Raw genomic sequence first — 20,429 nt, forward strand, 5'->3', positions numbered from 1 at the left:
TACCCTACTTGACCGAGCCCGCGGTCATGCCGGCGAGGAAGAACCTCTGGGCAACCAGGTAGATGACCAGCAGTGGCAGCGAGCCGAGCACGCTCATCGCCATCATCTGGTTCCATTCGAAGGCATGTTGTCCCATCAACAGCTGGATGCCGATCGGGACGGTGCGCATGGACGTCGACTTCGTTAGCGTCAGCGCAAAGAGAAATTCGTTCCAGCACAACAGGAAGGTGTAGACCGACGTCGCCACGATACCAGGCAGTGAAATCGGGACGATCACCCGCCACAGTGCGGTCCAACTGGTGCCGCCGTCGACAGCCACCGCTTCATCGAGGTCGCGGGGCAAGGTGTTCAGATATCCCGTCATCAGCAGGATCGCATAGGGCAGCGTGAACACCAGATAGGTCAGGATCAGCGCGACATAGGTGTCGAAGATGCCATACGAGACGACAAGCCCGAAGAACGGGATCAAAAGCGTGATCGGCGGGATCGTCTGCGTGCTGATGATGAGCGTGTTGAGGCTGCCCTTGCCGCGAAAATTGAAACGGCTGAACCCATAGGCCGCCAGCAAGGCGATCAGCACCGTCAGCACGGTCACCGCTCCAGCCACGAAGTAGCTGTTGAAGAAGAAGCGCAGCTTTACCGGATCACCAAGGATGGCCGCATACGCTTCCAGCGTGAAGGCCTTCGGCAGGACGGTTGGTGGCAGGGCAAAGATTTCGGTGTTCGACTTGAACGAGCTGCTCAGCATCCAGTAGATCGGGAAGGCCGCGAAAAAGAGCCCTGCGGCAAGCGCGACATGGAGCGCGGCGGTGATCAGCCTGTCTTTGGGCGTGTGCCTTTTCCTCATGTGACTACCGAGCCTTTTGATAGCGGATGTAGAACAGCGTCAGGCCGAGAGAGATCAGCAGGATGACCACGGCGCTCGCCGAGGCCTGCGAAAGGTTGTAGCTCGAAAACGCCAGCTTGTACGTGTAGGTGCTGAGGACCTCGGTCGAGTAGATCGGACCGCCACCCGTCGTTATCCAGATCAATGGAAAGACCTGCATGGTCCAGATGAAGTCGAGCAGCGAGATGCTGATGATGATCGGCATCAGCTGCGGAATGGTGATGAAGATCAACTTCTGGTAGGCCTTCGCGCCGTCGATATCGGCGGCCTCGTAGAAATCCTCGGGAATGCCCTGCAAGCCCGCGAGCAGGCTGACCATGAAAAGCGGGTAGCCCGCCCAGATATTGGCGAAGGTGACGGCGTGCAGCGCGGTCGCGGGCGAGGAAAACCACTCGACCTTGGAACCGATGATGCCCATCTGCATGAGAACACTGTTCACGACACCATTCGGCTCAAGCAGAAGGCGCCAGATCACCGCGATAATTACCGCGGTGAACAGCCAGGGCAGTATGTACAGCACGCGCAGAATGTTGCGCAGCGTCGGATTGATGCGGTCGCTGTTCAGCATGAGTGCGAAGAGCATGCCGATGGTCATATGGAAGACGACACTCATGCAGGTGAAGTAGAGCGTGTGCCACAGCGAGGCCCAGAACACCGGATCGGCAAAGATCGCCTGGTAGTGTTTCAGTCCGGCAAAGGACGGGTCGCGACGCAGCACCGCGCTGTTCTGGAACGAATAGCCAATCACCGTCACCATCGGCAGCAGCATCAGAAGGCCGATTATGAGGAGCGATGGTGACAGATAGAGATAGGGTGCGACCGCTCGTTTCAGTCGATGGTGGGAGCGCTTCTGCCCGGTCATGTGCGACCCCTGGGATGTGCCTTCAGGAGGAAGGTGCGCTTCAAAAACAGGTCCATCTCAAATTGCGATCCGTTGTTGACGGGGGGCCTGGCCGAGGCCGGGCCACCCGGTGGAAGATAGCAAACGGGCAATGGGCAGCTCAGAATTTCTCCACCCAGCCCTTTTGAGCGTTGGCTGCGGCTTGTTCCGGAGACTGCTCGCCGGCGAGCATCTTCTGGGCTTCCACATCGAACTTGGTCATCAGGTCTTCGGCCACCGGCAGCCCCGTGAACTCGTTGGCGAGATAGCCGGTCTTGAAGATTTCGAAAGCCTTGGCGAAAGCCTTGTCCGAGGTCACGAAATCGGGCTTGGCGTTGACGTTGCCCGGGAAGGCGTTTGCAAGCGACACGAGCTTGGCATTCACCTTTTCACTCATCAGATATTGGACGAGCTTCCAGGCTTCATCCTGATGTTTCGAGGCGGCGGAGATGCCGATGCCCCAGGAGGCATAGGGAAGGCCGCGCTTGCCGTTGTAGTCCGCCACGACCGGGACCGGGATGGGGTCGAAGTTCAGCTTGGGATTGCGTTTGCGGATGAGATTCACATGCGCGAGCGAGTCGATCATCATTCCGACCCGATCGTTGACGAATTCCTCGACCTTTTCCTGCTCGGTCTTGGTGGCAATGCCGGGCGAGATGACGCCGGCGTCGTTCAGCGATTTGACGAAAGTGAGCATATCGACGACCGGCTTGCCCTCGAGAGCCGGCTTGCCTTCAACCATCATCGATTGACCCGAGGCCCAGACCCACGACATCAGGTCGTTCTGGACACCGGACGGCGTTTGCAGCGACAGGGGCAGCACCCAGCCATACTGGTTCTTGTCGGCATGGGTCATCTTCTTGGCGGCTTCGAGAAACTCCGCGCGGGTCGACGGCAGCTTGGTGACGCCTGCCTGGGCGGCGAGGTCCAGATTGACGAAGACCGGATAGACGAACGAAGCCACGGGAAACATCACCGCCTTGCCGTCCACCTTGATGATATCCGCGACCTGGGTCTTGTCAAACCCGCTCGCATCCATCATCGGGTTCATGTCGGCCAGCGCACCCTGCGCGTTCAGATTGTTCACCCAGGCGCCGTCGAGACCGACGACGTCGCTGAGCGTTCCGGTTGCGGCGCCGACCGAGATCTGGTCTCGCGTAGTCGCATAGGGACCGCTGACCAGCGTCACCTTGATGCCGGGGTTTGCAGCCTCGAAGTCGTTCATGATTGCCCTGAGCGATCCCGCCGGCAATTCGGGCTCCCACCATTGGGTGAATTCCAGCGTCGTGTCCGCCATGGCGCCGGTTGCACCAAGCAACCATGCGGCCGCGGCTATTTTCAGCATCGCGGGTCGTATCCGAAACATCATTTTCTCCTCCTTCTTCAAGGTCGGCCGCACAATGCGGACGATCGTCTGTTCATTCAGAAGCCTTCTTGTATCTTCCGCAGGCACCTCGCTCCCGCCCGCGGTCTTCCGCAGATCTTCAGATCGCCAGATGCGTTTCGGGATCGAAGAAATGGAACTTGGCATCATCCACGGCCAACCGGATTTCCGAGCCGGAGCGGACGGCGCTGATCGGCTCGAACCTCGCCACCGCGTTCGACGCCAGGCCGAAATCGTCCACCGCATCCGGATCGCCGGAGTCCACCCGGACCGCGTCGATGTTCATGTGGACGATCTGTTCGGAGCCGAGTTCCTCGATCGAGGTCACCCTGGCCGGTATCGTCTGATACTTGCGGCCGGATTCAAGGCTGCTGTCATAAAGATCCTCCGGTCTGATCCCGAACACGACCTTGCGCCCCGCATACGACCTCAAGGCCGGCCTGCGCACGAAGGCTGCATCCTGCAGCCGGACGGCGAAGTCGCGAAAAGCGAGCTCGCCGCCCTTCAGGGTCGCCTCGAAAAGGTTCATCGAAGGAGAGCCGATGAAGCCGGCAACGAAGGCGTTAACCGGCGATTCATAGAGCCTCTTGGGTGTGTCGACCTGCTGCAGCACACCGCCTTTCAACACCGCGACTCTGTCGCCCATCGTCATCGCTTCGATCTGATCGTGGGTCACGTAAATGGTCGTGACGCCGAGCTGCTTTTGCAGGCTGGTGATTTCGGCGCGCATTTGCACACGCAGTTTCGCATCCAGATTGGAAAGCGGCTCGTCCATGAGAAAGGCGGCCGGCTCGCGCACCATGGCGCGGCCCATGGCAACCCGTTGACGCTGCCCGCCTGACAGGTTCGCGGGTTTGCTGTCCAGCAAAGACGTCAGCTGAAGAGTTTTGGCGATCTCGTCCACGCGCTTCTTGCGCTCGGCCTTCGGCTTGCCTGCCAGCCGCATCGAAAAGGCGATGTTTTCGGATACCGTCATATGCGGGTAGAGCGCGTAGCTCTGGAACACCATCGCGATGTCGCGGTCCTTGGGCGGCATGTCGACGACGTCGACCCCGCCGATCCGAAGGCTGCCGCTGGTGATGTCTTCCAACCCCGCGATCATTCGCAACGCCGTGGATTTGCCGCAGCCGGAAGGCCCGACGAGGATCAAGAACTCGCCGTCCTTGACCGACAGGTTCAACTGGTCGATTGCGCGAAAACTGTTCCCGTAGGTTTTGCAGATCTTCTCAAGAATGACTTCTGCCATATTCCTGCCTCCACAAGTATAAGCCCTGATTTTTATGATTCTCCTGGGCTTGTGTTCGCCTGCGAAATGTTTCGTCGGATCGTTTCAGGTCATACTCCAGCATCCACATGCGCATTTTTCAGGTCGACTGCTGACGGCGCGTTCGCCGATGCCAGGAGTTGCGTGACCTGGTCCTCGGTCGGAAGCGCCTCGCGCCCGCCACGCCCCGTTATCGAAACGGCCGCCGCCGCGGCCGCGAATGCGATCCGGCCCGCGGTGTCGGCTCCGCGCGTCAACGCATGGGCATAGGCGCCATGAAAGCAGTCACCCGCGCCCGTGGAGTCGACGACCGCAACCCGGTGCGGGGGCAGGTGCCAGAGACCTGTCTCTTCACGGCCGCGATAGTACACACCCCTGCCTCCATCGGTCAGAACCACGGCGGATCGCGATGGCAACCACAAGGCATCGAGCATCTCGGCAGGCGATCGGCGCCCCGTGGCAGTCCGTGCAAAGCTAAGTGGAAGAATGAGATGGTCGCAGAGCGCGATCAGCCGTTCCGTGGCGGGACCGCTGCTCCATTCGATGTCGCCCAGGATCGCAAGGCCGAGATCGCGAGCCCGAGCCACGACATCCAGCGACCCGGTCGCATAGCTATCGACGATCAGGACGGTCGCGCGGCTGAGGATATCGTCCGGAAAGTCCGGAGCGGTGCCCAGCATCGCATCGTCGTCATACGCGATGAACCTTTCCCCGTCCGAGCCGACGGTGATCCGCGAGTGCACCGGGCGCGCGTCGGGATGGCGCGGCGCGAATGCGGTTTCAATACCGCTCGCCACGAGATCGAGCTGCACCGCGTCGTCCGAGGCACTGGCCAGCCATCCGACGAACCCGGCGGTTCCGCCGAGCCGCGCGACGGCGGCCAGCGCCGTCGCGACATTTCCCCCGAAGGCGCGGGTACTTTGCAGAACCTTACCCTTGCCCGCCGACAATGGCTGATCGACGTAGACGATGTCGTCGATCGCAATAGCGCCGAAGCCGAGGATCGAGGGGATGGTGGGCATCGTTCAGGCACCCGCCTTCGCCAGGGCGTCTTGCGCCGAAAGGCCGTCATGGATGACGCCGCGAAAGGCAAGCGCTGCCTTCTCCGGATCGCCGTGCCCCCAGAGATTGCGGCCGACCACGGCGCCGCGCGCGCCGGCACGGATGGCATCCGCCGTCTGCTGAAGCGCGCCGAGCAGCGTATCGGTCTTTGGACCGCCCGCGATGACAACCGGCACCGGGCAGGTCCGGACGGTCTCCCGGAACGACTCGAAATCCCCGGTGTAGCCGATCTTGATCACGTCGACGCCGGACTCGTAGCCGATGCGCGCCGCATAGGCGATCTCGTCGGGGGTGAAGACGATCTTTGCTCCGTCGGTGAAATCGCGAGGGTAGATATGCGCCACCACAGGCATGCCGTAGCGGGCCGCCGCATTCACCGAATCGGTCAGCCAGCGTATGTATTTGCCCTCCGTCGCGCCGCGCACCGGAATGGCCACGGCCAACGCATCGGCCCCCGCGCGCACCGCGTCCTCGGGCGTTGCGATCAACTCGCTGATGCGATCGTCCGCGGTGAAGCAGCCCGCCTGAATCACCAGGGAAGCTTTGCCCGCATATTGCGGCCACAGATGGCGCGCGGTGCCAGGCTGGATGCTGACGTAGTCGGGTTTGCCCGCCATGACGCGTGCGAGCGCACCCGGCAGGTCGGCAAGGCCGCCTTTGCGCACGTCGCCATAGCCGACGAAGTGGTCGACCGCGCCGCCAAAAAGGTTCCCCGATGGATGCGAGAAGAGGCGCGCGAGGCGCACCTTGGTTCCTAGGCTCATGAGTCCAAAATTCCCTGATCGGTTGATTTAAAAATGCTCGATCCAGTGTTTCCGAAAGAAAAAAGAAAAACAATCTTTCGAAAGCTTTCGAATCTCCATATTTTTCGGTAAGGTGAGCCGAGGCCGGCGCGATTGCTCGGCGCAGGCAGGCAGGGGCAGGGCAATGTTGTCGGAGCAGAGACGCCAATCGATCCTGGGCGAGGTGCAACGCAGCGGACAGGTTCGCATCAAGGACCTGTCGGACGGGTTTGGCGTGTCGGAGGTCACGGTGCGCTCCGACCTCGAAATACTGGACCGCAAGGGACTGCTGACCAAGACCCGTGGAGGGGCGGTGACCCGGACCACCGATTCGACGACGGCCGCGTTCGCCCGCCGGATGCAAACGAACCTCGACGCAAAGAAGCGCATCGCCCGGGCGGCGCTGGACCTGTTCGAGGACAACCAATCGGTCATCTTCGACGGCGGCTCAACCTTGATGCAACTTGCCATGCAGTTACCGCCGCTCAGCAATGTCGTGGTCGCGGCCACGGCCATGAATATCGTGCAGCATCTTATGCATCGTCCCGGGCTCGACGTTCATATGATCGGCGGCCGGGTCTATCCCGACACGGTGAGCACGCTGATCACCGATGCCGATACGGCTCTCGGCGGCCTGGTAGCGCATCAGGTCTTTGTTGGAGCGCATGCGATAGACTCGTCACTGGATGTGGTCGACGTGAACGAAGACATGGCGCGAACGAAGCGAAACCTCGTTCGCATGGCCCGGCGCGTTGTCCTGCTCGCCGATTCGAGCAAATGGGGCGTCAGCGGGACGTCCAAGGCATTTTCGCTGTCGGCCGTCGATGCGGTGATCACCGACGATGGCCTGCCCGGTCCAATACGCAGCGAGCTTGATAGGATCGGGGCCAAGGTGATCTATGCCTGAACCCATCCCGGTCTCTGATGCGCGACGGAAAGCGCGCATGACCCACGGGCTTCGCAGCGGCCGTCGGCCGTTTTTCATGCCGGTCATGTTCTCCTCCTTGCGCTGGCGGCCTCCCAGTGCACGCCAGAATTCTCATAAGCTCTATAAAAATTTTACGCGCGTCAACATTTAAAGTCCTGTATAGCGGATTGCGGGGGGTCGTGGGAACTGCAACGGTTGCGCAGCATGCCCTTGGCTTGAGAGGAAAGCTGGAAATGCACGGAAAATCAGAGACAAAGCTCGGCATCGGTGTCATCGGCTGCGGCAACATCTCGATGACCTATCTGCGCAATGCAGCGCTCTTCGGTGGTGTCGAGCTACGCGCCTGCGCCGACATTTCCGCTGACATGGCTGAGCTGCGCGCCAGGGAATACGGCATCCGCGCCCTGGGCGTTGACGCGCTGCTGGCCGACCCCGATATCGACCTCGTGCTGAACCTGACAATCCCGGCGGCGCATTTCGACATTTCGTTGTCAGCGCTCTCGGCGGGCAAGCATGTCTTCACCGAAAAGCCGCTGGCAACCTCTGCCGCCGACGGCCGCCGCCTTGTCGCCGAGGCCGCGAAGCGCGGCCTGCTGATCGGCTCGGCGCCGGACACATTCCTGGGTGCAGCCGGCCGCCGCGCGCGCCGGCTGATGGATGACGGCGCGATCGGCAAGCCGGTGACCGGCACCGCTTTCATGATGGGACGGGGCATGGAGCACTGGCATCCCAATCCGCAATTCTATTATCAGCCCGGCGGCGGTCCGGTGTTCGACATGGGTCCCTATTACCTGACCGTGCTGGTCAATCTGCTCGGGCCGGTCGAGCGCGTCATGGCGATGGCGACGCGCGGCCAGGAGGAGAGGCTGATCACGGCCGACGGGCCGTTCAAGAACACGACATTCAAGGTCGGCACGCCGACCAACATAATGTCGCTGCTCGAATTCCGTTCCGGCGCCACCGTCACCTTCGGCGCCTCCTGGGACGTGTTCAAACACTCCAACCATCCGATCGAACTGCACGGCACCGAAGGCTCGCTCAGGCTACCCGATCCCGACACGTTCGGCGGCACGGTCTCGCTGTCGGAACGTGGCGCCGATTGGGCCGATTTCGCCAGCAAGAACGAACTCTACGGCGCCCGCAACTGGCCCTATGCCGCGCCCGACCGTGCCAATTACCGCATGCTCGGCGTCGCCGATCTGGCGCGCGCGCTGGACGCGGGCAGAAAACCGCGCGCCTCGGGCGAGCTGGCGCTGCATGTGCTTGAGATCATGGAGGCGATCCTGGCCTCGGGCGAAAGCCGCGGCTCCGTCGCGGTCAACGGCACGGTCGACCAGCCGCCGCTGCTTGGCGAAGACGAAGCGGCAAGCCTGCTTGCCTGACGGGAGGTTCGTCCGTGACATTGCCACCGTCCCTGCCGACACTCGATCCGGAGGCCCGGCATGTGCTCGAACTCGGCAGCCAGGCCGGCGCGCCGCCGTTCGAAACGGGAACGCCTGAACAGGCGCGCCGTGCCTACAATGAGGGCTTCCCAAACTTGCAAGGCGAGCGTGATCCGGTAGCGGCACTCAGCGAGCGCATCGTCGCCGGACCCGGCGGACCACTTAGGCTCAGGATCTATCGCGGGCAGGGCGCGCCTTCGGCAGGCGCTCCGGCGCTGCTTTATCTCCATGGCGGCGGCTGGGTAATCGGCAATCTCGACTCGCATGACGAGATCTGCCGCTGGTTCGCCAACGAGGCGGGCGCAGTCGTCGTTTCCGTCGACTACCGGCTGGCGCCGGAACACAAATTCCCGGCGGCAATAGAGGATTGCCGCGCAACGCTCAACTTCATGCAAAGCGCCGCGGACGAACTCGGCATCGAGGCTGCCCGCATTGCGGTTGCCGGCGACAGCGCCGGCGGCAATCTCGCTACGGTGCTCGGCCTGCTCACGCGGGGGGACAAAAATCCGCCGGCAGCGCAGCTGCTGTTTTATCCCAACACCGATGCCGGGCAGACGACGGACAGCTATCGCCGCTTCGCCATAGGCTTTGGCCTGACCGCCTCGACCATGGCCTGGTTCCGCGACCATTATATCCGCAATGCCGCCGACATCGGCGACTGGCGTACCTCACCGCTGAAGGCGGAAAGCCTCGCCGGTGCGCCGCCCACCTTCATCGCCATCGCCGGTCGCGACATCCTTGCCGACGAAGGCGAGGCCTATGCCAGGCGTCTGCAGCAGGCCGGCGTGTCGGTCGTGCTGGAACACTGGCCCGGTCAGATCCACGGCTTCGTCTCGATGGGCCGTCACGGCCCGGCAGCGAGACAGGCGGTTGCCGCCGCCATTGCCGCGTGGCGAAGCTTCGATCCTGCCTTTGGAAAGGCTCAAGCGGACTGACGCATCACCAGGGCGGCGTCGAGGCTGACCTTCGGCGCGACGTTTGCCCTATCCTCGTTGAGCAAAGCGAGCAGAGTCTCGACGCTGCGCCCCGCCATGGCGGCAAAATCCTGCGCGATGGTGGTCAGTGCGGGGCAGGTGTAGCGGCTCAGCGGATGGTCGTCATGGGCGGCGATACGCAGGTCGCAATCGGCCTTGCGGCCGATCTTCAGCCCTTTCGCGAAGGCTGCCGCCATCACGCCGAAGGCCAGGCGGTCATTAGCACACAGTATGGTCTTGCCGGGCAGACCCCCGGTCTTGCCGGGCAGACCCCCGGTCTTGCCCGGCAGGCCGCTGGCCCCGAGCATCTGTTCCATCTGCTCGTAGCCGATGCGCTCGAAATCCCATGTGTAGTCTCGGGTGTTGCCGATAACCACCGGCTCCTGGCCAAGCTGACGCATCGCGGCGACGTAACTGTTCAGGCGCTCCGGCGAATTGTGATTGACATGCGGGATGTCGAAATAGATCGGGGCGTCGCCGGAGCGGCAGAGATAGTCGACGATGGTCGAGACACTCTGGGCATTGTTGTTGCCGACAAAGGGCGTGCCGCCTTCGAGATAGGTATCGAAATAGACGACCGGCATTGTCTGGGTCAGCTTCTCCAGCGTGCGCCGGTCCGAGCGCAAGCCGAGCGGCGCGATCAGCGCGCCCGAAACTTTCAGCGACAGGATGGTACGTGTCGCCTCCATTTCGAGCTCGGTAGAGCCATGCGAGGAGATGACGATCGGCCAGTAGCCCTCGTCGCGCAGCCGAAGTTCGATGCGGCTGACCATTTCGGAATAGAAGGGGTCGGTGACCGTCGGTACGACAATGCCGATGGCGCGGGTGCGCTTGCGGTTGAGGTTGCGGGCAAACAGATTGGGCTGGTAGTCGGATGAGCGCAACGCCTCTTCGATGCGCTTGCGCGTTGCCGGCTTGACGCTGGTCGGATCGTCGAAATATTTCGACAGCGTCGGCCTGGAGACGCCGCAGGAGCGGGCGAAATCCTCCATCGTCTTGTGCGTCATTGGCATTCAATCCTCGTCTGGCACGCGCCAGAACCTCGGTCATCCCTTGACGCTGCCCACGGTCCTGCAGCCGGCGCGTCCGCCACGCAACGGCAGACGAAATTTACAGGAAACGTCAGTGGGTTCAACGCGCAATAACAGATTATACCGTGCGTAAATTTGTTCAATTGACGCGAAAATTGTCGCGCATCAAAGTCTCGGTCACAAAGAGCGCTGAAAAGTCCAGGCACCATGACACAACAGATCGATCGGCTTCTTTCCCAGCTATATCGTCGGCTCGATGCCGCCGCGATTGTGATCGGCGATGCTATCGATCCGCGCTATGGCGACGACCTCTCCGGCAAGGGCGGCGGCCAGCCCGAACTGGTCTTGCGTCCGCGCAACGCCGCCGACGTCGCCGAAATCCTGCGCCTATGCAGTGGTATCGGCCAGAAGCTGGTCGTCCATGGCGGCCGCACCGGGCTGGCCGGCGGCGCGCGCGTGCAGCCGGGCGAAGCGGTGCTGTCGCTGGAGCGCATGACCGCGGTCGAAGCGCCCGACGGCGCCGCGGCAACCATCATCGCGGAAGCCGGCGCGCCGCTGCAAATGGTGCAGGAAGCGGCCGATGCGTCCGGCCTGATGTTCGGCGTCGATATCGGCGCGCGCGGCACGGCGACGGTCGGCGGCAACATCGCCACCAATGCTGGCGGCATTCGCGTGCTGCGCTACGGCATGTACCGCGCCCAGGTGCTGGGGCTGGAGGCCGTGCTTGCCGACGGCTCGATCCTGACTTCGTTGCGTGGCCTGGCCAAGGACAATTCGGGATACGATCTCAACCAGCTTTTCATTGGCAGCGAAGGCACGCTGGGCGTGGTTACTCGCGCCTGCCTGCGGCTGCATCCCAAGCCCGCCACCGAGGTTGCCGCCTTTTGCGCCCTTGGCTCGCTGGAGGCGGCGATTGCGTTGCTGGGGTTGCTCAAGCAGCGGCTCGGGCCCTTGCTTCGGCCTATGAGGTAAACTTCTCGCCGCTCTACGGCGCCATGATTGCCGGCATGGCGGCGCCGGCGCCGCTGCCTGTCGGCGCGCCGGTCTATGTGCTGGCCGAGATCCAGGGCAGCCAGGCCGAGCTGGACGGCGAGCGTTTCGCTTCGGTGCTGATGCAGGAGGTCGAGGACGGCATCGTCGACGACGTGGTCGTCTCGCAGTCGCCACGCGAATTCCGTGCGCTATGGGATGTGCGCGAAGAGGCTAACCGATTCCTGTTTGCGATCGAGGGAATGCTCTGCGTCGACATCAGCATCCCGTTGGCGGCCATGGCGGATTTCCTGCGCAACGCCGAAGCCGCGATCCACGCCGTCGACAGCAGCGCCGAGATCTACGTCTTCGGCCATCTCGGCGACGGCAATCTGCACTATCAGGTCGACACCACGGAACCGGCGGCCGCCTATGAGATCATCTATCACGGGGTAGCGGCATGCGGTGGCGCCGTCTCGGCCGAGCACGGCATCGGCCTCGACAAGAAGAAATGGCTGAACCTCGTGCGCAGCGACGCCGAACTATCAGCCATGCGCCGGCTGAAGGTGGCGTTCGATCCGCACAACATTCTCAACCCAGGGCGGATTTTCGATATCATTTGATCGCCAGGAGGATCTAGCTTGCAACTGGCGAGAGCAGCGCGTGGAAGCCGACCGTTCTCATCTGCTCGACGCCGTCCAGAGTCATATTTCCCGCGACATAGACGATGATTGCCAGACCGAGCCAGCCGATCCAGCGATACCTGGCAAGCAGCGCCGCCACCAGCGTCGAGGCGACCGCCATCAGAACCACCGACAGGATGAGACCGAACACCAGCGCATTCATGTCGTGGGCGGCGGCGCCCGCCACGGCCAGCACATTGTCCAGCGACATCGAGACATCGGCGACGACGATCTGCAGGATCGCGGTGCGCAGCGCCTTGGCCGGCCGCGCCGTCGCAAGTGCTGCGGCTTCATTGTCGACGTCCTCGCCGTCGCCGGCCGAGCGCAACTCCTGGAACATGTTCCAGCACACCCAGAACAAAAGCATGCCGCCGACCAGCATGATCCCAGGAATTTCCAGCAGCTGCACCGCGATCACGGCAAAGACGATGCGGATCACCGCCGCCGCGGCAATGCCGGCGATGATCGCCTTCTGCCGCAACGCCTTGGCGAGGCCTGCGGCCGCCATGCCGATCACCACGACATTGTCGCCAGACAGCACAAGGTTGATGGTGATGACTTCCAGATAGGCGGCGACAGTCGTCTGGTCGAAACTCATAAAGCGGTCTCCCCGGAAGGCTCCGGCTGGTTGCGGCGGATCGGACCGATGTCTGCGCAAACGCGAAGACAGCTGATTTGAGTGCAGCCCGGCGTTGAAACAAGACGCCAGCGCGGCCAATCGGTCCTCATCCACGGAATTCATCGCCGGTTCGTGATTTCCGACCAGAAATGCCCGTCCCAGAATGCCCATCATGGAAGGAAGACAAAAGCGTTCCGCTTGCCTATCAATATTGCCGACCAAAGGAGAGACGAGCATGAGCAAGACGGCACTGATTTTCTGGGGCGGATGGGAAGGCCACACGCCGGCTCGCAGCGCCGCTGTCGTCAGCGAGATATTGACGGGGCATGGCTTCGAAGTGCGGATAGAAGAGGGCACATCGGCGCTCGCCGATCCGCAGCTCCCGGCCATCGATCTGATCGTGCCGGTGATCACCATGTCGACGATCGATAAACCGGAGCTGCAAAACCTCACCGCCGCCGTCAGCGGCGGGACCGGCCTTGCCGGCTTCCATGGCACCATGGGCGACAGTTTTCGCAACGAACCGGCCTATCAGTTCATGACCGGCGGCCAATGGGTCGCGCACCCCGGCGACATCATCGACTACCGTGTCGACATCATCAGCGACGATCCGATCGTCAGGGGTATCGAGGGTTTCGCCTACCATTCCGAGCAGTATTACATGCATGTCGACCCGAGCAACGAGGTGCTGGCGACGACGACGTTCAGCGGTGAGCATCTCGACTTCATCGACGGCGTCGTCATGCCCGTGGTCTGGAAGCGCCGCTATGGCAAGGGCCGCGTCTTCTTCAGCGCGCTCGGCCACACCGCGGATGAGTTTTCCGTGCCGCAAATGCGCACCATTCTCGAGCGTGGGGTGCTGTGGGCCAGCCGATCGGCCTGATCCCGGGCTTGGCGTCAAGCTGAGCGCAGTGGGACGGATTGCTTATAGCGATCGTCCAGTTCCGCGAAGCGGCGCTCCCGACACTGCTGGGGGCGCGCTGGCGAAGGAATCGCCAATGCCATGACACTCGAGCCGTATCGTTCGACGGGCGGCTTTTCGGAGGATTGGATGGCGTCGGGATACGGGAAAGTAGAAGACTCTAATTCTCTCTGAATCCTCGATTGAGCGAGTCGCGAACCGGCGCCAGCATATAGTCGAGCAGTGTGTGCTCGCCAGTCAGGATCATCACTTCGGCAGGCATGCCGGGCGACAATTTTACGTCATGGAGGGTTGCGAGGTCAGCCATATCGACTTTGATCTTGGCGAGAAAATAGGGTTCTCCGGTCCTCTCGTCCGTCAGCCGGTCGGCCGATACCGAGGTGAGCAACCCGTGGATTTGCGGAAGATGCCGTGTTGGATAGGCTGACAGCACAACGCGTGCCGGCATGTCCGGATGCACCATGTCGATGTCCCGCGGCTTGATCCGTGAATCGATGACCAGGTTGGACCCATTCGGAACGATATCGAGGAGGGGCTGGCCGCTGGAAATCACGCCAGATTCAGTTGTGACACGCACGTTCATCACTGTTCCCGCGATCGGCGCGACAATGTCAGTCCTGGCCAGCACATCCTGACGCGAGGGTAACAGGCTCCGCAATTCGGCCAGATCGCCGCGCACCTTGCCAAGATCCTCGTTCGCTTTCTCACCATCCTGTTGCCGCAAATTGAGAAGCTGCAGCTCGGTCTCGCCGATCTGCTGTTCGTTGCGCGCGACCTGCGACCGGTTCGACGCCTGGCTCGCTCGGATGTCGGCCTGGGCACGCTGCAGCGCAAGGATCCGCGGCAGGCGCTCCAATCCCTTTTTGTACATTTCCTGTGCCGAAGCGATCTCGCGGTCGATCAGCCCCAGTTGCTCCTCCTCGGCTGCGATCACTTCCCTGGACCCGGTGATTTGCTCCTCTATCTGCCGTATCCGCTTGTTGAGGATCTGCTCGCGCCCCTCGCGAGTGGCAAGGCGGCTGCGAAGCAGTTCCTGCTCTTCAGCGGCCACTTTCTGCCCGGCCTGGTTGTCAGCCGATGTCAGTTCCTTGGGAAAAATGATCTGATCTTCTCCGGCAACCTCCGCACCCAAGCGCGCTTCGACCGCCAGCAAGCGAATGTAGCGCTCATGCAGCTCGTCGTAGCGGCCCTGTGCATCGGTCGTCTTCATGCTTATCAGAACCTGGCCCGCTGTGACCTTGTCGCCATCCCGCACGTGGATCATCCCGATGATGCCGCCCTCCAGATGCTGAACGGTCTTCCGGTAGCCGTCCGGGCTGACGATGCCGGGGGCCACGATGGCGCTGGCCAGGAGGGCCACGTCTGACCAGAGGGCGATGCCGCCGACAAAGAACAGCGCGGAGAAATAGCCGAGTATACGCGCTGGACGCGTCCGGCGATTCAGGTCGCGCTTGCTATCGCGATATGCAGACGAACGCCGCCGGACAAGCCCGACAAGCCCGACAAGCACGAGCACGAACAGCGCGGTGGCAGTTGCAGCCAGCGCGGCGCGCGCCGGCACGTCCAGGCTGTCGAAACGGTTCGAAGCCGCCGCAGCTAGATCTCCAGCAGCGACAACTAACCTGTCCAGCACGTCACGCAGGCTGGCCATCAGCATGTCCATCATCTTCGACAGGTCGCTAAATCGGTCGCTCATGGCTCACTCCGCCGCCTTCAATTTTGCCGGAACGACGACGCTGGTCTTGTCTTGCCCGGACGACGGCACGGCAGTCGGTTTGCGGTGACCGCCCAGCGCGCCCAGCACCTCGTCGCGCGTGCCGAACATCTTAACGGTGCCGTCGTGCATGAAAACGACATGATCCGCCGTACGCAGCAGGTTCGTCTGGTGGCTGACGAGAATGACGGTGCAGCCCCGTTCCTTCAAATGGTGAAGAACATTGAACAGAGCCATTTCACCATCGCCGTCGAGGCCAGTGTTCGGTTCGTCGAGCACGACGAGCGCGGGATTGCCGAATAGCGCCCGGGCGAGAGCGATGCGCTGACGTTGGCCACGCGAGATTCGCGCCCCATGCGGCCCCACCTCCGTTTGATAGCCATTTGGCATCCGCAATATCGTCTCGTGGATACCTGCGGCCTGCGCCGCGGCGATCACTGCGGCACTATCGACATCGCGCAAGCGCGCAATGTTGTCGGCGATCGTTCCCGGAAACAGCTCGACCTGCTGCGGCAGGTAGCCGATGTGCATTCCAAGCTGGTCCGAAGGCCAACTCGCGAGCTCTGCGCCGTCCAGCCTTACATGACCGAGCGAAGGCCGCAACGTTCCCACCATGAGGCGGCAAAGTGTGGTCTTGCCGGAACCCGACGGACCAATCACGCCGCAGGTCTCGCCGGCCTCGACGTTGAAGGATACTTTGTTCATCAGGGCCTGCTGTGTACCCGGCGCATGGTAGTGTGCGTTCTCGAGCCTTAGCCGGCCTTGCGGGCGGGGTAAGGTCACTTCACCGCCCTGCCTAGAATTGGTGTCCGCGAACAGGCGCATGAGGTTGCGACGCGCGGTGCGAGCGGTAACCAGGCTGCGCCAGGCTCCGATCGAGCGTTCTATCGGCGCAAGCGCGCGGCTCAGCAGTACCGATGCCGCGATCATCGATCCGGCCGTCAGTTCGCCGCGCAAGACAAAGTAGGCGCCAAGTCCCAGCACGGCCACTTGCAGGGCCATGCGCAGCGAGCGCGACAGGCTCCCGATGCTGGTCGTGCGACCGAGAAGTTGCGCCTGGATGGTCATCAACGACTGCTGCTTTTCTTCCCAGCGCTGCAGCGCCGAGCCCGACATGCCGAGCGAGCGCAACGTCTCAGCGCCATCGATGTATTGGCCGGCCGCGACCTGGTTGCGACGCAGCTCTGCCGACGTTTCCTGGCTCCTGCGGCGGGTAAAGAAATCATTGGCGAGCGCGCCGCAGAACAAAAGGATCGCCCCGATGAGTCCGAGCACGCCCAGTGCTGGGTGCAGAAGCCACATGAAAGCCAGGAAGACGGGCGTCCACGGCGCGTCGAGAAAGGTCAGCATGCTGTCGCCACCGACGAAACCGCGCAGGTCCGCTACGTCCTTCAGGCCGGCCTCGACGTTGCTACCCGCGAGGCGAGCCTCCATGGCTCGTTCGATCACCGGGACGTTCAACTGGTCGTCGAGCCATTGGCTGATATGGCCGAGGATCATGCGGCGGGCTTGTTCCAAAAGGCCATAGACGGCGATCGCGCCGATCACCGCCAGGGTGAGCCACACCAGCGTGTCGATCGACCCGCTCGACAGCACCCTGTCGTAGATCTGCAGCATGTAGACGGTGCTGGCGAGCATCAGGACGTTTGCAAGCAGGCTGAAGATGAGCAGGGCGGGCGCCTGGCGCCGGGCCAGATGCATTACCTCTTCGAACTGCGGTCTTGGCTGCGGCACGGCTCGCCCCCCATTGTGATGCTTTGGATTGTGCCGGCCGGGCGCCAGGAAAGGCGCCCGCCCGGTGTCGGGTCAGATGATGCCGTCCGGGGCGTCGACATGGACCGAGAACGTGTCGGTAAAGCTGTCATTGTCGCCGTCGACGAGATTGGCCGTGAAATCCAGGTCGAGCGGCGCCGGGTTGGACTCCTGCTCGAGCGAGAACTGAATCACGGGGATCTTGACGGTGCCCACGCCCATGATGAGCTGGACCGCCTCGATCTGCTTCGCGCCGCCGTCGATCTCGAAGTACTTCCCGCCCTCCGCGACGTCAGGAATGAGCGGGTCGTGGCGCGGGGCATTGCTGAGCATGCCCGCCGTCACGTCGGTAGGACCGCTGACGGTACCGTCCGTATAGTAGACGATGTAATAGAGGTCTTCCGTAGCCGGGTTGTAGCCGCCGACGGAGTTGTCGATATAGACCGTGACCTTATCCACGTCTTGCTGGGGATTGACCACGAAGCTCTCGTCGCCCGAGGTGATTGAGGTGCCGGCGAACAGCGGGGTACCCCCGCTCTTGCCGTCGAGGTTGTTGTTGTTGACGCCGATGCCCGAAGTCGACACGTTCATCTTCGATGAGCTGTTGATCAGGCTAGTGGCACCATACCCCTCCAGCGTTGCCTCGGTAGGGTCATTGTTGACCAGGTCTTCGATGTCGTTCGGGAAACTGCCCGCCCCATTCTCCAGGGGAGCGGTCACCAGATTGCTGAAGAAGATGACGTCACCGTCGTGACCGGTCGGCGGGAATTGCAGCGTCTGCACCGCGTCCGGACCGCCCGCCTTCAGCGAACCCTGTGTGGTGTCGAAGGTCGTGATCGTTCCGGGAGGGGTGTCGACGTCAAGGTCGTAAGTGCCGTTGACCGGATCGAAGGTCAGTGTGAAGTCCACGTCTTCAGCCGTGCCGTCGCCGTTGAAGTCATCGTGGATCGAGCCTGTGAAGGTGTAAGGGTCTGCCGCGTCCGGTGTCAGGGATAGGCCCGACGTTACCGTCGGGTTGGAGTCGATTGTATAATCGTCCAGCGTTACGCCCAGCAGGTTGAACCCGTCGGCGCCTGGGTCGTGCGTCCAGGTGCCATGGGCGCCACTGTCGTAGTCACCGGTTGCGTTCTCCACAGCAATTGCCGGCCCGGTGTCTTCGAAGGTGAAGGCACCGCCTATGTCGACCGAGGTGTGCGCGCTGTCGCCGTCGCCGTCGGTTGCGGTTGCGGTCAGGCTCACCAGGTTGGCGGCAAGGATGACCGGAGTGTCCGCCTCTACGGGATCGGTTGGATCGCCATGGACAACCGCACGCGACTGGTCGAGGGTCACGTTGCCGTCGGCATCGACCGAGATGCGGAACACCTCATCCGTGCCGGCAGTGCCGACGATGTCGCCGCCGACAACATTGAGAAGCACCTCAAGGCCGCTGAGCGTATCGAACACGCCGCTGGCGACGTTACTGCCGCCGCCGAGTACATCCAGCGTGTAGGTCACATCGTCGGTGGCCGCTGGTCCATCGACGCCAAAGTTCGGCGTGAACAGCGCCGCGAAGCTGGTCGAGTCGTCGGTAACGAAGTCCGAATCGCCGACCACCAGGGTCGGTACGTCATTGCCGGACGGCACGATCGATGGGCCGTCATCGTCGAAGTTGATCAAGGAGCCGACCTCTGCGCTGGCGACGTTGGTCTGATCTGTGCCGAAATGCACTTCCTTGACATCGAAATAGTCTTTTTGCTCGTCAATGTTCTTGATAGTGAAGCGGTCAAAGGTTGCGTCTGCGGTGAAATCGACCGTCACACCCTCGCCGACATTGTGAAGGATCACTCCCAGGTTGGTGTAATCAACCGTGATGCCCAGGGTGGCGGCATCCGTTACCACGCCGTTCAGCTTGAAAGTCACTGAGGCGATGTTGACTTCCGCATCGTTGTCATCACCCGGTAACGTGGCGCCTTTCGCGTTGTCATCATTGTTGTAGGCGTGGACCTCTATGTCAGCCACGGTATGGGTCGGAGTAGACTGCGAAATCGAGAAACCCGCGGTGGAGACGGTCTCGATGTGATCTGTGTAGTTCGGCGCGGTCGGCGTGTTGGTAAAGTTCTTGCCGGCGCTCTGGGTGCCGCCGTTGATCAGGTCGATCTGAAGCTCACGGCCAAAGCGCACGTCTTGTGATGAGACGCCCAGGCCTTGCGTGCTGACATTGACTTCAGCCTGTACGCCATTGTCATGAGCCGTGACCAGGATCTTCTGCGTGCTCGCCGTGTCAGCGTCGAGGATATACCACTTGTTGTGTCCGGGAGGGGCGTCACCAAGCGAGCTGAAATTCAGGACGCTGGTCCCGGTGACCGAGGCGTAGACTAGCTGATCCAGATCGATTAGATCGACGTCCGCGTTGTCAGGGTCCGGATTCATCAACGCCACGTACTGGACCAGGTACAGGTCCGCGTCGCCGTCCAGCGCAAACGAGAAGGCGAGGGGATCGAGTAATGGATCGGGCTCGCCAACTGAGGTCGGGTCAGAGGTCCCAATGACGCCGATCACGACGTCTGCATTGTTCGGGTCTTGGAACAGCCAGACATAATTGCCATCGACCGTCCGGATGCCGGTGACCGCGCCGTCGGTGGGTGAAAACGCAGTTCCCGAAGAGTCCTGGGCGAGAACGACCGAGGTGATGGTCTCCCCTGGGTCCGCAGAGGCCACCACGAAGTCCTCCTTGAAGGCGACCTCCAGCGCGGTGCCAAGATTCAGCAGATATTGCAGCGTGGTGTTGGTGCTGTACAGCGGATCGGATGGGTCAATATCATTGTCCGTGAGGCCAGCGCTCTCATCGATGATGATGTCATGAGCTGTGATGTCGATTGCCATGGAGATTCTCCCCTTTTTGAACAACATCAAGAAAAGGGGTTCACCCCCACCCGATGTCGGATGCACCTACCCCAGGGCATCCGCCGGCGCACAGAATTGCGGCCGTTTATCCTCCATTGTGCCGCCGACGCAGAGGACGCGTCCATTCGCGGTTCGATAGTGTTATGGTGAATGCCCCTACCTGATCGAACGATATACATCCTTCGAAAGATCGAGCCGCGACAGGCGCTCGCGGGCAACCGCGTTGGTATGGATCGATCGATATGCCGTGGGTT

At 62.1% G+C, this 20,429-nt stretch carries 15 protein-coding genes and 1 pseudogene; 5 read left to right on the forward strand and 11 right to left on the reverse strand.

Annotation, left to right across the window (positions count from 1 at the left end; all coding sequences use genetic code 11):
* Window positions 1-4: 4 nt before the first annotated feature.
* From X757_RS151050 to X757_RS151025, 6 genes are all read right to left on the reverse strand, one after another.
* Window positions 5-847 carry a carbohydrate ABC transporter permease gene (locus tag X757_RS151050; RefSeq protein WP_023726308.1) on the reverse strand — a complete coding sequence of 281 codons (843 nt, stop codon included), beginning with the start codon at window positions 845-847 and terminating at the stop codon, window positions 5-7.
* Between the two features lie 4 nt (window positions 848-851).
* The gene (locus X757_RS151045; protein ID WP_023726309.1) at window positions 852-1,748 is read right to left on the reverse strand and encodes a carbohydrate ABC transporter permease; all 897 of its coding nucleotides are present in this window, start codon (window positions 1,746-1,748) and stop codon (window positions 852-854) included.
* Window positions 1,749-1,887: 139 nt separating this feature from the next.
* Entirely contained in the window at window positions 1,888-3,135 is a 1,248-nt protein-coding gene (locus tag X757_RS151040) for a sugar ABC transporter substrate-binding protein (protein ID WP_031251297.1), read from the reverse strand.
* A gap of 115 nt (window positions 3,136-3,250) precedes the next feature.
* On the reverse strand, window positions 3,251-4,396 hold the full coding sequence (locus tag X757_RS151035) for an ABC transporter ATP-binding protein (RefSeq protein ID WP_023686996.1): 1,146 nt from the start codon (window positions 4,394-4,396) through the stop codon (window positions 3,251-3,253).
* An 89-nt stretch (window positions 4,397-4,485) separates the two neighbouring features.
* Window positions 4,486-5,436 carry a PfkB family carbohydrate kinase gene (locus X757_RS151030; RefSeq protein WP_023724285.1) on the reverse strand — a complete coding sequence of 317 codons (951 nt, stop codon included), beginning with the start codon at window positions 5,434-5,436 and terminating at the stop codon, window positions 4,486-4,488.
* 3 nt (window positions 5,437-5,439) lie between these two features.
* Window positions 5,440-6,240, reverse strand: coding sequence for a class I fructose-bisphosphate aldolase (locus X757_RS151025; RefSeq protein ID WP_023692211.1), 801 nt, complete (start codon window positions 6,238-6,240; stop codon window positions 5,440-5,442).
* 163 nt (window positions 6,241-6,403) lie between these two features.
* Between X757_RS151025 and X757_RS151020 the strand changes: the two genes are divergently transcribed.
* From X757_RS151020 to X757_RS151010, 3 genes are all read left to right on the forward strand, one after another.
* Window positions 6,404-7,165, forward strand: coding sequence for a DeoR/GlpR family DNA-binding transcription regulator (locus X757_RS151020; RefSeq protein WP_023726311.1), 762 nt, complete (start codon window positions 6,404-6,406; stop codon window positions 7,163-7,165).
* Between the two features lie 254 nt (window positions 7,166-7,419).
* Window positions 7,420-8,568 carry a Gfo/Idh/MocA family protein gene (locus tag X757_RS151015; protein WP_023726312.1) on the forward strand — a complete coding sequence of 383 codons (1,149 nt, stop codon included), beginning with the start codon at window positions 7,420-7,422 and terminating at the stop codon, window positions 8,566-8,568.
* A 14-nt stretch (window positions 8,569-8,582) separates the two neighbouring features.
* Window positions 8,583-9,563, forward strand: a complete 981-nt coding sequence (locus X757_RS151010) for an alpha/beta hydrolase (RefSeq protein WP_245275063.1) — start codon at window positions 8,583-8,585, stop codon at window positions 9,561-9,563.
* On the opposite strand, the gene X757_RS151005 is transcribed toward X757_RS151010, so the two are convergent.
* The gene (locus tag X757_RS151005) at window positions 9,551-10,615 is read right to left on the reverse strand and encodes a LacI family DNA-binding transcriptional regulator (RefSeq protein WP_031251301.1); all 1,065 of its coding nucleotides are present in this window, start codon (window positions 10,613-10,615) and stop codon (window positions 9,551-9,553) included. The two genes, X757_RS151010 and X757_RS151005, sit on opposite strands and share 13 nt — an antisense overlap.
* 225 nt (window positions 10,616-10,840) lie before the next feature.
* Between X757_RS151005 and X757_RS01000000164805 the strand changes: the two are divergent.
* Window positions 10,841-12,225, forward strand: a pseudogene (locus tag X757_RS01000000164805) (FAD-binding oxidoreductase).
* 13 nt (window positions 12,226-12,238) lie between these two features.
* Here the strand turns inward: X757_RS01000000164805 and X757_RS151000 are convergent.
* Window positions 12,239-12,883 (reverse strand): YjbE family putative metal transport protein, encoded by a 645-nt coding sequence (locus X757_RS151000; RefSeq protein ID WP_023687004.1) that lies wholly within the window; start codon window positions 12,881-12,883, stop codon window positions 12,239-12,241.
* Window positions 12,884-13,139: 256 nt separating this feature from the next.
* Between X757_RS151000 and X757_RS150995 the strand changes: the two genes are divergently transcribed.
* A complete protein-coding gene (locus X757_RS150995; protein WP_023726317.1) occupies window positions 13,140-13,787 on the forward strand; it encodes a ThuA domain-containing protein in 648 nt (215 codons plus the stop codon).
* Between the two features lie 199 nt (window positions 13,788-13,986).
* Here X757_RS150995 and X757_RS150990 read toward each other — a convergent pair whose 3' ends face one another.
* The 3 genes from X757_RS150990 to X757_RS1000000168525 all read right to left on the reverse strand — a co-directional run bounded on the left by X757_RS150990 (window position 13,987) and on the right by X757_RS1000000168525 (window position 20,154).
* Window positions 13,987-15,522, reverse strand: coding sequence for an HlyD family type I secretion periplasmic adaptor subunit (locus X757_RS150990; RefSeq protein WP_023726318.1), 1,536 nt, complete (start codon window positions 15,520-15,522; stop codon window positions 13,987-13,989).
* Window positions 15,523-15,525: 3 nt separating this feature from the next.
* The gene (locus tag X757_RS150985; protein WP_023726319.1) at window positions 15,526-17,241 is read right to left on the reverse strand and encodes a type I secretion system permease/ATPase; all 1,716 of its coding nucleotides are present in this window, start codon (window positions 17,239-17,241) and stop codon (window positions 15,526-15,528) included.
* Between the two features lie 105 nt (window positions 17,242-17,346).
* Complete coding sequence (locus X757_RS1000000168525) at window positions 17,347-20,154, reverse strand: DUF5801 repeats-in-toxin domain-containing protein (RefSeq protein ID WP_023726320.1); 2,808 nt, start codon at window positions 20,152-20,154, stop codon at window positions 17,347-17,349.
* Between the last annotated feature and the right edge of the window lie 275 nt (window positions 20,155-20,429).

Source organism: Mesorhizobium sp. LSHC412B00 (assembly GCF_000503035.1).
Taxonomy (GTDB): domain Bacteria; phylum Pseudomonadota; class Alphaproteobacteria; order Rhizobiales; family Rhizobiaceae; genus Mesorhizobium.